12 protein-coding genes are annotated in these 12650 nt (G+C 69.3%); 5 read left to right on the forward strand and 7 right to left on the reverse strand.

Annotated elements, in window-relative coordinates:
- Nucleotides 1-30 precede the first annotated feature (30 nt).
- The 3 genes from DY023_RS12825 to smc all read right to left on the reverse strand — a co-directional run bounded on the left by DY023_RS12825 (nucleotide 31) and on the right by smc (nucleotide 5046).
- Nucleotides 31-531 carry a DUF2004 domain-containing protein gene (locus DY023_RS12825; protein ID WP_116242730.1) on the reverse strand — a complete coding sequence of 167 codons (501 nt, stop codon included), beginning with the start codon at nucleotides 529-531 and terminating at the stop codon, nucleotides 31-33.
- Between the two features lie 68 nt (nucleotides 532-599).
- Nucleotides 600-1475 (reverse strand): signal recognition particle-docking protein FtsY, encoded by an 876-nt coding sequence (gene ftsY / locus DY023_RS12830; RefSeq protein ID WP_116242731.1) that lies wholly within the window; start codon nucleotides 1473-1475, stop codon nucleotides 600-602.
- Between the two features lie 52 nt (nucleotides 1476-1527).
- Nucleotides 1528-5046: a chromosome segregation protein SMC gene (gene smc / locus DY023_RS12835; protein ID WP_116242732.1), complete on the reverse strand. Its 3519-nt coding sequence runs from the start codon at nucleotides 5044-5046 to the stop codon at nucleotides 1528-1530.
- 572 nt (nucleotides 5047-5618) lie between these two features.
- Between smc and DY023_RS12840 the strand changes: the two genes are divergently transcribed.
- The 5 genes from DY023_RS12840 (at nucleotide 5619) to DY023_RS12860 (ending at nucleotide 10208) form a co-directional block, all read left to right on the forward strand.
- Nucleotides 5619-5906, forward strand: coding sequence for a hypothetical protein (locus DY023_RS12840; protein WP_116242733.1), 288 nt, complete (start codon nucleotides 5619-5621; stop codon nucleotides 5904-5906).
- Between the two features lie 12 nt (nucleotides 5907-5918).
- Nucleotides 5919-7028: a GNAT family N-acetyltransferase gene (locus DY023_RS12845; RefSeq protein WP_116242734.1), complete on the forward strand. Its 1110-nt coding sequence runs from the start codon at nucleotides 5919-5921 to the stop codon at nucleotides 7026-7028.
- On the forward strand, nucleotides 7025-8101 hold the full coding sequence (locus DY023_RS12850; RefSeq protein WP_116242735.1) for a GNAT family N-acetyltransferase: 1077 nt from the start codon (nucleotides 7025-7027) through the stop codon (nucleotides 8099-8101). Before DY023_RS12845 ends, DY023_RS12850 begins: the two co-directional genes overlap by 4 nt.
- A gap of 89 nt (nucleotides 8102-8190) precedes the next feature.
- Complete coding sequence (locus tag DY023_RS12855; protein WP_116242736.1) at nucleotides 8191-8886, forward strand: ABC transporter ATP-binding protein; 696 nt, start codon at nucleotides 8191-8193, stop codon at nucleotides 8884-8886.
- Nucleotides 8883-10208, forward strand: a complete 1326-nt coding sequence (locus tag DY023_RS12860) for an FtsX-like permease family protein (RefSeq protein WP_116242737.1) — start codon at nucleotides 8883-8885, stop codon at nucleotides 10206-10208. Before DY023_RS12855 ends, DY023_RS12860 begins: the two co-directional genes overlap by 4 nt.
- Nucleotides 10209-10249: 41 nt before the next feature.
- Here DY023_RS12860 and mutM read toward each other — a convergent pair whose 3' ends face one another.
- From mutM to DY023_RS12880, 4 genes are read right to left on the reverse strand one after another with little or no spacing between them, the layout of a single operon-like run.
- Nucleotides 10250-11143: a bifunctional DNA-formamidopyrimidine glycosylase/DNA-(apurinic or apyrimidinic site) lyase gene (mutM, locus tag DY023_RS12865; RefSeq protein ID WP_116242738.1), complete on the reverse strand. Its 894-nt coding sequence runs from the start codon at nucleotides 11141-11143 to the stop codon at nucleotides 10250-10252.
- 8 nt (nucleotides 11144-11151) lie between these two features.
- Nucleotides 11152-11835, reverse strand: a complete 684-nt coding sequence (rnc, locus tag DY023_RS12870; protein ID WP_245958691.1) for a ribonuclease III — start codon at nucleotides 11833-11835, stop codon at nucleotides 11152-11154.
- Between the two features lie 25 nt (nucleotides 11836-11860).
- Nucleotides 11861-12070 carry a 50S ribosomal protein L32 gene (gene rpmF / locus DY023_RS12875; RefSeq protein WP_116242740.1) on the reverse strand — a complete coding sequence of 70 codons (210 nt, stop codon included), beginning with the start codon at nucleotides 12068-12070 and terminating at the stop codon, nucleotides 11861-11863.
- A 2-nt stretch (nucleotides 12071-12072) separates the two neighbouring features.
- Entirely contained in the window at nucleotides 12073-12621 is a 549-nt protein-coding gene (locus tag DY023_RS12880; RefSeq protein ID WP_116242814.1) for a YceD family protein, read from the reverse strand.
- Nucleotides 12622-12650: the final 29 nt, after the last annotated feature.

The following is a 12650-nucleotide window of genomic DNA, read 5'->3' on the forward strand; positions in this document are numbered from 1 at the left end:
GCGAGGAGCGCAGCGACGAGACGAAGGGGCTCAGTCGCCGCTCATCACCGACAGCACCGAACCGTCGGAGGCCAGGTTCACCAGCAGCACGTCGTCCGAGCCGCCGGCATCGAGCGTGTACTCCAGCACGGCGAACGGGTCGGTGCCGCCGTGCTCGTCCACGAGCAGCGTCATGCTGACCAGAGTCAGCGAGCGGATGATATCCACCGCATCGTCGCCCGAGACGTCGACGAGCACCTCTGCGAGCTGATCCCCGAACTCCTCCTGCTGCTGCAGGATGTACTCGGTCACCTCGCTGGTGCGGTCGTCGAGCTCGGAGAGCATCGAGCGGCGAGCCGTGGCGTCTACGTCCTCCAGGCCGCTGATGAGCCCCGCGGCGATGTCGAGCGCGTCGATCGACACATCGTCCTGGTCCGGTGCGGTCAGGTCGACGGTGACCGACTGGTCACCGAGGTCGACGCGCTCCGACCAGAAGATCGACCCGTCCGGCCCCGAGGAGAGCAGTCCGAAGTAGTCGTGTTCGATCGCCATATCGCTATGCAACCAGCCTTGTGCGTGTTGCGCCAGCCCGACGCGCCAGCGTTACCGACGAGTTCGGATCAGGCGCCGACCAGCGACTGCACGAACACGTGCGGCGTGAAGCCGGTGAGGTCGTCGATGCCCTCGCCCTGGCCCAGGAGCTTCACCGGGATGCCGGTGCGCTCCTGCACGGCGAGGACGAAGCCGCCCTTCGCGGAGCCGTCCAGCTTGGTGATGACGAGGCCGGTGACGCCGGCGTGCTGCAGGAACGACTCGGCCTGCATCACGCCGTTCTGGCCGGTGGTCGCGTCCAGCACCAGCAGCACCTCGCTGATGGGCGCCTGCTTCTCGACGACGCGCTTGATCTTGCCCAGCTCGTCCATCAGCCCGCCCTTGGTGTGCAGGCGTCCGGCGGTGTCGATGATCGCGATCTCGATGCCGTTCCGCTTCGCGTAGTCCACGGTCTGGAATGCGACGGACGCGGGATCCTGTCCCTGCTGCTCCGGCCGCACGATCGCCGCTCCCGCGCGCTGCGCCCAGGTCGCGAGCTGATCCACCGCTGCGGCGCGGAAGGTGTCCGCGGCACCGACCACCACGCTGCGCTGATAGCCGCGCAGGAACTTGGTGAACTTGCCGATGGTCGTCGTCTTCCCGACGCCGTTCACTCCGACGACCAGCACGACGGCCGGGCGCTCCGAGAGCTTGAGCGTGGTGTCGAACTTCGCGAAGTGCTCCTCGAGCGTCTCGCGCAGCATCCGCTGCAGGTCCTTCGGGTCGGTCGTGCGATACCGCTCGACCTTCTCACGCAGCTCGTCGATGATGCGCTCGGTGATGTCGGGGCCGAAGTCGGCGCCGATCAGCGCGGTCTCGAGGTCGTCCCACGTCGTCTCATCGATCGTGGGCTTGACGAACATGCCGCGCAGCGCGCGACCGAGGGACCAGGACTTCTCCGCCATGTCACCAGCCTACGGGGCACGACGACCCGGACCCGGCGTGTTCGCCGACGGCTCAGGCGGATGCCGCGGCACGGTCGCCGACGCGCTGACCGACCACAGCCGAGACGCCGTCCTGGCGCATCGAGACTCCGTACAGGGCGTCGGCGATCTCCATGGTGCGCTTCTGGTGCGTGATCACGAGCAGCTGCGAGTTCTCCCGCAGCTGCTCGAAGACGGCGAGCAGCCGGCCGAGATTCGCGTCGTCGAGTGCGGCCTCCACCTCATCGAGGATGTAGAACGGGCTGGGGCGCGCCTTGAAGATTGCGACGAGCAGCGCCACGGCGGCCAGCGAACGCTCGCCGCCGGAGAGCAGGGAAAGCCGCTCGATCTTCTTGCCGACGGGCCGCACGGCGACTTCGATGCCGGTGGTGAGCATGTCGTCGGGCTTGGTCAGAGAGATGCTGCCCGCGCCGCCGGGGAAGAGCACCGGGAACACCTCGGTGAACGCCTGCCTGGTGTCTTCGAAGGCCGCCGCGAAGATCGTCTGCATGCGCTCATCGAGCTCCGCGATGATCGTCAGCAGGTCCTGACGAGTCTTCGTCAGGTCAGACAGCTGTTCGGTCAGGAACGCGTGCCGCTGCTCGAGCGCCGCGAACTCCTCGAGCGCCAGCGGATTGACCCGGCCGAGCTGCGCGAGCTTGCGCTCGGCGTCCTTCAGCCGGCGCTCCTGGATGCGCCGGTCGAACGGGATCGCGGCGTCCTCGTCCTGCTCCTCCGCACCCGGATCCCGGGGAACCGGCTGGTCGGGCCCATATTCCGCAACGAGAATATCTTCGTCGAGCGCGAGTTCGGACGACACCCGCTCGAGCAGTCCGGCCAGGTGCAGCTTCTTCTCATGGATCTGCAGCTCGAGGCCGTGCACGCTCTCCGTGAGGCCTGCGAGACGCTCGCGCAGCGAGGTCTCCTGCGCGCGGAGTGCCGTGAGCTCCTCGTTCTGCGCGGAGCGCTCCGCTTCGGCCTCTGCCAGCGCGACCCGCGCCTCGGTGACGGAACGGTCGATCGAGTCGAGCACCCGCGGCAGCTCATCCGCGACGCCGCTCGCGGCCTCGCGCTGTGCACGCCGGATGACGGCGCGGCGCGCAGCTTCCTCCGCCGCGGCCCGCTCGGCTTCGCGCTGTCGCTCCAGGGTCGCCACCCGGGTCTGCGCCGCACGCACGCGCTCACGCAGCGTCTCGATCTCCAGCCGGGCCCTGACCTCGCCCTCACGGGCCGTCTCCAGCGCCTCGAGCAATCCGTCGCGCGCCGATGCGTCGAGCACCGGCCGCGGCTCCGCCTCGGCCTCCTCGAGCTCCGCCCTGGCCTTCGCCATCGCCGCCTCGGCATCCGCGACGGCGGACTGCGCCTGGCCGAAGCCGGACTCGAGCCGGTCGCACTCCGCGACAGCGGCCTCGTGCCGCACGGTCACGCGGTTCAGCTGTTCGGCATGCGTCGCAAGCGCGGCGTCGTGCTCCCGAAGGCGCTGCAGGGCCTCCTTCGCCTCGCGCCTGGTCGTCTCGACCTGCTCGGTGGCCTCGGCGCGCTCGGCGCGCAGCTCGTCGACGATCCCGCGGACCTGCTCGAGGCGCTCAGCCGCAGCATCCCGCTCGGCCGCGAGCTCGAGCCGGGAGCGCTCCCCCGATCCAGCCCGGATCGTGTGCGCGGTCAGAACCTCGCCGTCGCGCGTCACGATGGTCGTCGTGGTGTCGCCCAGCGCGTCGAGGGCGGCACGCGCGGTCCGCGCGGCGTCGAGATCGTCGGCGACGAGCACGTGGGCGAGGATCCCCAGGACGCCGGCGGGAGCGGTCGCGACCTGGGAAGCGGTGATCGTGCCCTCCACCTCCGGGGCGCCGCCCGAGACCTCCGCAGACCCGATCACGATGTCGATGGCGCCGCGCCCCTGCGCGTGCGGCACGAGGGCGAACGCGTCGTCCGCAGCATCCACCAGCACACCCTCGGCGAGGGGCCCGAGCACCGCGGCGATGGCCGCCTCGAATCCGGCCTTGACCTGCACGGAATCACCGACCAGGCCCCGCACGCCGGGTGCTCCCTCTGCGACGAGATCGGCGGCACCGCCCGAGAACGACAGCGCGCTCGTCAGTGCCGCGGCTTTCGCCGTCAGCGCATCGGCCTCGCGTTCAGCCTCGTGCAGTCGCTCGCGCAGTCCGTCGCGCTCCGCCTCCGCGGCCGTCGCCACCTGCTGTGCGGTCTCGTACGCCGCCGCGTGCTCCGCAGCGGATCCTTCCGGTGCTTCGCTCTCCTCGAACGACTCGAGCGCCTCCGCCGCCTCACGACGACGCGCCTGCGCCGCCTCCAGCGCATTCTCCTGCCGCAGCACCGCGCCGCGCACGGCGGCGAGGGCGGATGCCGCGGCATCCGCGTTTCCGCGCAGCGTGTTCAGCCGCATGTCGTAGGCCGAGACCAGCGCGCTCTGCTCCGCGATGTCGACGTCCAGCGTGTCCAGTTCGGCGCGGGCGTGCACGACCTCCCGACTCGCCGAGGCTGCGGCGTCCTGCGCATCTCCGAGTCCCTCGGAGATCCGCGTGATCTCGTCCTTGGCTTCGTCGATCGTGTTCTGCGTGACCGTGATCGCCGTCACCGCGTCGTCGTCCTCACTGCCGAGCAGCGCCAGACGCTGGTTCGCCAGGGTGAACAGCCCGCGCATGCGCTCCTGCACCTGCTCCAGCCCGAACGCCACGCGGCGCGCCTCATCGACGGCGGCGGAGTTCTGCTCGGCCTCCAGGCGGATGATGCCGGTGTGCACGGCGTCGACCTGCTCCGAGAGCACCAGGCGCTCGGTGTGCCGCTCGTGCTCCGTGCGGGTGTGGTCGGCGAGGGTGGTCCGCAGGGCGACGACGTCGTCCGCGAACAGCCGGGCCTTCGCGTCGCGCACCACCGCGGCGATCGTCTGCGCCTCGCGCGCGATCTCCGCCTGCCTCCCGAGCGGCTTCAGCTGCCTGCGGATCTCCCCCGCCAGGTCGCTGAGACGCGTCAGGTTGGTCTCCATCGCGTCCAGCTTGCGGAGGGTCTTCTCCTTGCGGCGCCGGTGCTTCAGGATGCCGGCGGCCTCCTCGATGAAGCCGCGGCGGTCCTCGGGCGAGGCCTGCAGCACGGTGTCCAGGCGGCCCTGCCCGACGATGACGTGCATCTCGCGGCCCAGCCCGGAGTCGCTGAGCAGTTCCTGCACATCCAGCAGGCGGCATCCGGTGCCGTTGATCGCGTACTCGCTGGAGCCGTTGCGGAACAGCGTGCGGCTGATCGTGACCTCGGCGTACTCGATCGGCAGGGCGCCGTCGGAGTTGTCGATCGTGAGCTGCACCTCTGCACGGCCGAGCGGCCCGCGCGTCGAGGTGCCGGCGAAGATGACGTCTTCCATCTTGCCGCCGCGCAGCGTCTTCGCCCCCTGCTCCCCCATCACCCACGCCAGCGCGTCGACGACGTTGGACTTGCCCGATCCGTTCGGGCCGACGATGCAGGTGACGCCCGGCTCGAAGACGAAGGTCGTCGGCTGCGCGAACGACTTGAAGCCCTTGAGCGTGAGGCTCTTCAGATGCATGCCGGGGCCTTCGGGGTCAGGGGAATCACGCCGCTACGCTACCGGAATCCTGCGGCTCTCCAGGGGATTCCGCGCCGACCGGCATCCGATCCGCGGAACGCGACACGCCGGTGACACGCCCGAATGCTTGACTCGGCTGGGAACTTCCCGCTAGCGTGACTCACCGATCGCTTGAAGGAAAGGAGAGACCGATGATGATCACCAAGACTGACGCCCGCCTCAGCGGCCCAGCCGCGCGCTCGTTCGCGTTCTTCGCGCACTCGGTTTCTCCCGTCGGAGTCTCCGGGCTGAGCTAGCAGGCCACCCGCCCTCCTCGATCCTCCCGGCACCTCTGTGCCGGTCTTCGATCGCCGCGTCCCTGTCGTCGCACTGACACCGCAGGTCTGACGCCTCCCGCGCATCTCGCCGACCATCGGCAGCGCACCTCCGGCATCCGCTGGGCCCTCCGGCCCGCTCACTGCCGTCTCCCGTGGATCCGTCCGCCGCCGTGGCGCGACATCCACCAGATCGTCTCCTCGATCGATGCTGCGTCGTCCGGCGCGGCATCACTCAACAACCCTGAAGGAATCACCGTGAACACCTCTTTGCTCACCCCCGGCACCCTGGACTTTCAGGGGCACCCGCCGGATATCGAGGATCGTCAGATCCTCACCCTCCCCGACGCCGACCAGCGTCAGTACCTGACTCCCGCCGAACGACTGAGGCTGGCCATCGGCCTCTGGCTGGTGGAGCGGACCCTGCGCAATGAAGAACGGGTCACCGAGCAGGAACAGCGCGAGCGCCTCACGCGCGAGCGCAACCGTCCCACCATCGAGGCCGCCCAGGCGCCCATCTTCGATCTGCAGCTCCGGCTGCGCTGAAACGAGAACATCATGACCGCCACACCTCCTGTGCACGCGCTCCCCGCCGGGGCGACCCTGCGTCCGCTCGTTCTTCCCGAACGGGCGGACGCGGGGCCCAGCCCGCTGATCCGCGAGTACGCGGAGGTGCGGAACCGCAGCATCCTCGAGAGCACGGGTCGCGATGACGACGCGCTGAGCGCGGAGTCGCTGCTGCCTGTGCTGTACAGCACCCCGGACCGCGTCCGCCACCAGTGGTACGTCGAGCTGGAGGGGCGGATCGTCGGATGCTGCCCGCTCGACATCCTGCAGGACGACGGAGGACGCACTGCGTTCGTGACCGTCGCGCTGCTGAGGGACGTCCAAGGCCGGGGCATCGGTCGCGCGGCGTATGACCTTCTCGAGTCCATCGCCCGCGAGCGCGGCGTGCGCAAGCTGGTGCACTTCGCAGAGCACCGTGATGACGGTGCCGGCGCCTCGCCCATCGCTTCGCCGACCGGTTTCGGGTCGGTACCCGCAGACCGCGCGGCCCGGTTTCTGATCCGCAACGGGTACACGCTCGAGACCGTCGAACGCGCGAGCGAGTTCGTCTGGACCGATGGTGCCGTCACGGATCTCGAGTCCCGGCGTGCCGAAGCCGCAGATCACGCATCCGCCTACCGGATCGTGCAGTGGATGCTGCCGACGCCGGCCGAGTACGTCGACGGCTACGCGTGGATGAAGTCGCGCATGTCCACAGATGTTCCCGAAGGCGACCTCGGGTTGCCTGAGGAGGCCTGGGATGCCGCGCGAGTCGCACAGCAGGACGAGCGCGTGGCAGCCAAGGGCTTCACCCAGCTGGTCACGGCGGCACAGCACGTCGGCACCGGCGAGCTGTGCGCGTTCAACGAGCTCGCCATCGGCCCCGCTGAGAGCGGCGCGACGCACCAGTGGGACACGCTCGTCCTCGCAGACCACCGAGGACACCGCCTCGGGATGCTCGTCAAGACGGCGGGACTGCTGGCCTGGCACGAGCGCCACCCGGATTCGCCGCGTGTCATCACCTACAACTCCGAACAGAACCGCCCGATGCTCTCGATCAACGAGGCTCTCGGGTTCACCGCCTTCACTTACGAGGGCGCCTGGAAGAAGGAACTCTCATGAGCACCACGCTCACCATCGAACTGCTCGCCCTGCCGGCATCCGCAGAAGGAGCCGACGCGGCGGACCTCATCGCGCTGACCGAACTGAACAATGCGATCTGCCGTGAGGACGCGGGGACGACGGATCTCGACTACACCGCCGTCGAACTGCTCGCCGACCTGCGCGACGACGCCGACACCGTGCATCGGGTCTTCATCGTCAGGGAAGGATCACGGATCGTCGGAGCGTGCATCCTCAACCACGCCCTCGCCGAGCCCACCAGCGCCGACTTCGACCTGATGGTGCTGCGCGCCGACCGGGGGCGCGGCATCGAGGATGCCCTGCTCGCACGCGCCGAGGCGGAGGTCAGGGCGCTGGGCCGCAGCGTCATGCAGGCATGGACGCTGCACCATGGCACCCCTTCCGGCGAGACGCTCACTCCGGCGACGGGGTGGGGATCGATCGAGAAGTCACCGCAGACCGACCTGTTCCTGGCGAACGGCTTCGTCCTCGAGCAGGTGGAGCGCAACAGCGCCTTCGACTTGACCGGTCCGATGGACGGCGTCCAGCGTGCGCTCGACGAGTCACAGGTGGCCGCAGGGGCGGACTACCGTCTCGTGCTGTGGACGATCCCCACGCCGCCCGAGATGCGCGACGGGTACGCCTGGGCGCTGTCCCGGATGTCCACCGACGCACCGGCCGGTGGCATGGAGGTCGACGAGGAGATCTGGGATGCCGCCCGCGTCGCGCGACGGGAGCAGAAGATCATCGACGGCGAGCAGACGCTGTCGGTCGCGGCCGTCGTGCACGAGCCGACCGGCCAGGTGGCGGCGTTCAACGAGCTCGTCATCGGCGCCGACCAGACCGAACCCACGCACCAGTACAACACCCTCGTGCTCAAGGAGCACCGAGGTCATCGCCTGGGCATGCTGGTGAAGTGCGCGAACATCCTGCACTGGCGGGATGTCGCACCGCTGTCGCCGAGGATCACGACCTTCAACGCCGAGGAGAACCGGCCGATGCTCGACATCAATGAGGCGATCGGGTTCGTGCCGGTCTCCTATGCCGGAGCCTGGCAGAAGAAGCTGGTCTGAAGTCCGATCATCCCAGCGGATGATCCGCCGCTTCGCGGATCATCCGCTGGGCCGACGATTCGCGCACGCGATCCGCGGATGCTGGAATCATGACCGCACCGATCCTTCACGCCACTGCCCTTCAGAAGTCCTACGGCCCCACACGCGCCCTCGCCGGTGTCGACCTCGCCGTCCAGCGCGGCGAGTCCGTCGCGATCATGGGTGCGTCCGGATCCGGCAAGACCACGCTGTTGCACGTGCTGGCCGGGATCATCACGCCGGACAGCGGCGCCGTGCGATTCGCCCCTTCCTCCGGCGAGGCGATCGAAGTGACCGCCCTCGGAGAATCGGCACGCTCGAAGCTGCGCCGCGAGCGGTTCGGGTTCGTCTTCCAGCAGGGTCTGCTGATCCCCGAACTCACCGCCATCGAGAACGTCGCGCTCGCGCTGATGATCAACGGGATGAAGCGCTCCGATGCCCTGCCGCACGCCGCCGCCTGGCTGCAGTCGCTCGGTCTCGCGGGGATGGAGGACCGCCGCATCGGCGAGCTCTCCGGTGGTCAGGCGCAGCGCGTCGCCATCGCCCGTTCCCAGGTGACCGGCGCCGAGCTGATCTTCGCGGACGAGCCCACCGGTGCACTCGACTCCCGCACCTCATCCGAGGTGATGGACGCGCTGCTGTGGTCCACCACCGGGCAGGGGCGCACGCTGGTCGTCGTCACGCACGACCCGGGGGTGGCCGCTCGCTGCTCCCGCACGGTGTCCATGCGCGACGGGATGATCGTGCCGGCGGAGGTGACCGCATGAACGCCGGGGTGCTGCGGATGCTCCTGCGTCCGGCGCCGGGCTCGCTCGGCGTCATCGCCATCCCCGCCGTCGCGTTCGGGATCGTCACGGGACTCGTGCTCACCGTGCTCGGCGGGGCTCAGTCGTTCTGGACGTGGGACGACGAGTACGGATTCATCTATCAGGGGCTCGCCGCCATCGCCCTCGTGCTGCTGGTGGTCCCCATGATGAATCTCGGCGGCGCGGCGGCACGGTTGTCGGCGCGCCGGCGGGACGAGCGTCTGTCCACGCTCCGCCTGCTCGGCGTCACACCGGCCGGAGTCTCGTTCGCGACCATCGTCGAGTCGGCGCTGATCGCCGCGATCGGCGCGATCGCCGGAGTCCTGCTGTACTTCGCGCTCACTCCCCTGATCGGGCTGATCCCGTTCCGCGGCTCGCCGCTCGGAGTGCTCTCGGTCATCCTGCCTGCCTGGCAGATCATCGCCGTGTTCGGCGGTGTGATCCTGCTGGCAGTGGTCAGCGCCGTGATCGGGCTGCGCCGAGTGAACATCTCCCCGCTCGGCGTGCGCATGCGCGCCGACGCACCGCGCGTCGGCGCAGTGCGCGCCGTGGTGGTCGTGCTCGTCGTGATCGCCGGCTTCATCGCCGTGAAACTCCTGCCGATGATCGCCGGCGCGGTGTACCTCATCGCGGGACTCGCAGCGGTGTTCGGTCTCGTGCTCGCCGTCCTGAACCTCATCGGGCCCTGGGTCGTGAGCGTCCGCGCCCGGCGACAGCTCCGGAAGGCCGAGACGCCCGAGCGGATGCTGTCCGCCCGAATGGTGCTGGATGCTCCGAAGGCCGCGTGGCGGCAGGTCAGCGGCATCTCGATGGCGAGCTTCATGGCCGTGTTCGCCGGCACCGGCGTCGCCATGATGGACGTGATGGGCACCGATGACGCACGACCCCAGGATCTCGCCCTCGTCACGGACATGCGCACCGGTCTGCTCATCACGCTGATCGGATCGTTCCTCATGGTGGCCGCATCCGTCGGCGTGAACCAGGCATCCGCGATCGTCGACCAGCACGAGCTGCACGCCAGTCTGCACCGTCTCGGCGTGCCGATGGGGACGGTGGATGCCGCGCGCACGCGGGCGATCATGTCTCCGCTGATGGTCACCGCCATCGGCTCGGCCCTGTGCGCGGCCATCATGATCTTCCCTCTCCTGGGGATCACGCTGATCATCGCACCGCTGTCGCTGGTCACGATCGCGAGTGTGCTGGCCGCCGGCATCCTCACGGTGTGGGCGGCGACGCGGGTGACACGGCCGCTGCTGGCGAAGGCGTTCACCCTCGCGGCGTGAGCCGTCCGCCGGGCCGCACACCCGTCCAGCCGCCCCGCGACTCAGCGTCGGCGCTGGCACCTCGGGCAGTAGTGGCTCGAACGGTTCATGAACGCGTCACGACGGATCGGGCTGCCGCAGCGAGGGCACGGCTGTCCGGTCCGTCCGTACGCGTTCAGCGAGTGCGCGAAATAGCCCGCCTGCCCGTTCACGTTCACGTACTGCGCGTCGAAGCTCGTCCCGCCCTCGGCGAGGGCCTTCTCCAGCACGAGGCGCACCTCGCCGAGAAGTCGGCGCAGGGCCTGTGCCGAGAGCGCTCGCCCCTCCGTCTCAGGATGGATGCGCGCGGCCCACAGCGCCTCGTCGGCATAGATGTTGCCGATGCCGCTGATCAGGTTCTGATCGAGCAGGATGCGCTTGATCGCGCTCGAGCGCCGCCGGGCGGCGGCGATGAAGCTCGCGTCGTCGAAGGCCGGGTCGAGGGCGTCACGGGCGATGTGTGCGACCTGCGACGGCACCAGCGGGAGGTCGCTGCCCAGACCCCCGGCACGCGAATCGGGTGTGCCGAGCAGATCGTCGACCGCGAGCGATCCGAACGTCCGCTGGTCGGAGAAGACGACGGCGAGACGTCCGTGCGCCGGATGCTCGATGTGCAGCCGGATCCGCTCGTGCCGCTCCGGCGCGGCATCGGGCTCGCGCAGCAGCATCTGCCCGCTCATGCCGAGATGCGCGACGAGCGCCTTGCGACGGTCGGCGAGCGGAAGCCAAAGGAACTTCCCGCGGCGGACCGCGGCGACGGCATCCGCGCCTTCGAGCTGGGCGACGAAGTCGGTCGCCCCCGCGGCGTGCCGCGTCAGCGCGCGCTCATCGAAGACCGAGACCGACATGACGGTCGCGCCGACCACCGCCGGCGCGAGGCCGGATCGGACGACCTCGACCTCAGGCAGTTCGGGCATCGACGTTCTCAGGCGCGATCGCTGAGCAGCCGCCAGGCGCTGAGCGCGGCAGCCATCTCGGCCGTCTTCTTGCTGGTGCCCTCGCCGGTCTGGGCGAGGTCTCCGACGAGAACGGTCGCGGTGAACCGCCGGTCGTGATCCGGACCCGTCGCCTGCACGGAGTAGCTCGGCGGGGTCGCGCCGAGGCGGGCCGCGAGCTCCTGCAGGCTCGTCTTCGGATCCATCGCCGCGCCGTACCGCTCAGGGTCGGCGAGGAGCGGCTCGGTGAGCCGCAGCACGAGAGCCGTGGCCGCATCGGGGCCGGCGGAGATGTAGGCCGCCCCGATCACCGCCTCCATGGTGTCGGCGAGGATCGAGTCCTTGTCGCGCCCGCCGGTCTGCTCCTCGCCACGGCCGAGCAGCAGGTGCTCGCCCAGACCGATGCCACGGGCAACCTCGGCGAGAGCCACGGTCGAGACGACGCTCGCGCGACGCTTCGCCAGTTCTCCTTCGTCGAGATCCGGATGCGTGGTGAACAGCATCACGGTGACGGCGAGCCCCAGCACCGAGTCACCGAGGAACTCGAGGCGCTCATTGTGCGGGGAACCGCCGTGCTCGTACGCGTACGAGCGATGTGTGAGGGCACGCGTGAGGAGCTGGGGGTCGATGTCGACCCCCAGCGTCTCACTCAGAGGCGCCGTCCCCCGCGCCACCCCGGTCACGATCTTCCGATCGCGATCAGATGTCAGCGACCTTGCGGCCCTTGTACTCCATGAACAGCTCGGTGCCCTGCGAGTCGGTGACGACCTTCGCCTGGTGCGGGCGGCTGTAGACGGTCTTGCCGTTCTCGACGGTCTTCACCAGAGCGGTGGGCGTCGCCTTCCACTGCGCGCGGCGCGAGCGGGTGTTCGAACGGGAGACCTTGCGCTTCGGGGGGTTACCGGCCATGACTAGCTCTCTTCTTTCTCGGCGGCGCGACTCTCTGCCGCACCGTCCTGGTCTGTGATCTGCTGGAGCGCGCTCCACCGAGGATCGATGGGAGCGGTGCTCTCTGCGCCGGCGCTCGCGGTCAGCCTCTCACCCGTGTTCGGGTCGAGACCCGGGCAGTCCGGCTGACACACCGGCTGGAAGGGAAGCGACAATACGACCGCATCCCTGACCAGAGTTTCAAGATCCACGTGGTCGTCTTGAACCTCGAAGTCAGTTTCTTCCTCTCCAGGATACGCGAAAAGCTCCTGGAACTCGACTTCGACAGGCGCGGAGATGTCAGTGAGGCATCGTCCGCACACGCCGACGTACTCGGCATCCGCTGTTCCGGACACCAGAATCCCCTCGTGCACGGACTCCAGACGCACGTCGAGGTCGACGACCGCGCCGGTCTCGACCGACACGATGCCCTCGCCCCAGCGCTCTGCCAGGGTCACCTCGAACGCGTGCTCGCGCATCTCCCCCGGGCGACGTGAGATGTCGCGCACGGGCAGGACGAAAGGACCGTTCAGTCGGGATTTCACCCAGCCATGCTACCCGG

Origin of the sequence: Microbacterium bovistercoris (genome assembly GCF_003387575.1) — a bacterium.
Taxonomy (GTDB): Bacteria; Actinomycetota; Actinomycetes; order Actinomycetales; family Microbacteriaceae; genus Microbacterium; species Microbacterium bovistercoris.

What these genes read in the sequence shown, in the direction of transcription:
- DY023_RS12825 (WP_116242730.1), bottom strand. Translation starts at nt 531, where the DNA reads ATGGCGATCGAACACGACTACTTCGGACTGCTCTCCTCGGGGCCGGAC.
- DY023_RS12855 (WP_116242736.1), top strand. Translation starts at nt 8,191, where the DNA reads ATGACCGCACCGATCCTTCACGCCACTGCCCTTCAGAAGTCCTACGGC.
- DY023_RS12845 (WP_116242734.1), top strand. Translation starts at nt 5,919, where the DNA reads ATGACCGCCACACCTCCTGTGCACGCGCTCCCCGCCGGGGCGACCCTG.
- DY023_RS12850 (WP_116242735.1), top strand. Translation starts at nt 7,025, where the DNA reads ATGAGCACCACGCTCACCATCGAACTGCTCGCCCTGCCGGCATCCGCA.
- rpmF (WP_116242740.1), bottom strand. Translation starts at nt 12,070, where the DNA reads ATGGCCGGTAACCCCCCGAAGCGCAAGGTCTCCCGTTCGAACACCCGC.
- mutM (WP_116242738.1), bottom strand. Translation starts at nt 11,143, where the DNA reads ATGCCCGAACTGCCTGAGGTCGAGGTCGTCCGATCCGGCCTCGCGCCG.
- DY023_RS12860 (WP_116242737.1), top strand. Translation starts at nt 8,883, where the DNA reads ATGAACGCCGGGGTGCTGCGGATGCTCCTGCGTCCGGCGCCGGGCTCG.
- smc (WP_116242732.1), bottom strand. Translation starts at nt 5,046, where the DNA reads ATGCATCTGAAGAGCCTCACGCTCAAGGGCTTCAAGTCGTTCGCGCAG.
- ftsY (WP_116242731.1), bottom strand. Translation starts at nt 1,475, where the DNA reads ATGGCGGAGAAGTCCTGGTCCCTCGGTCGCGCGCTGCGCGGCATGTTC.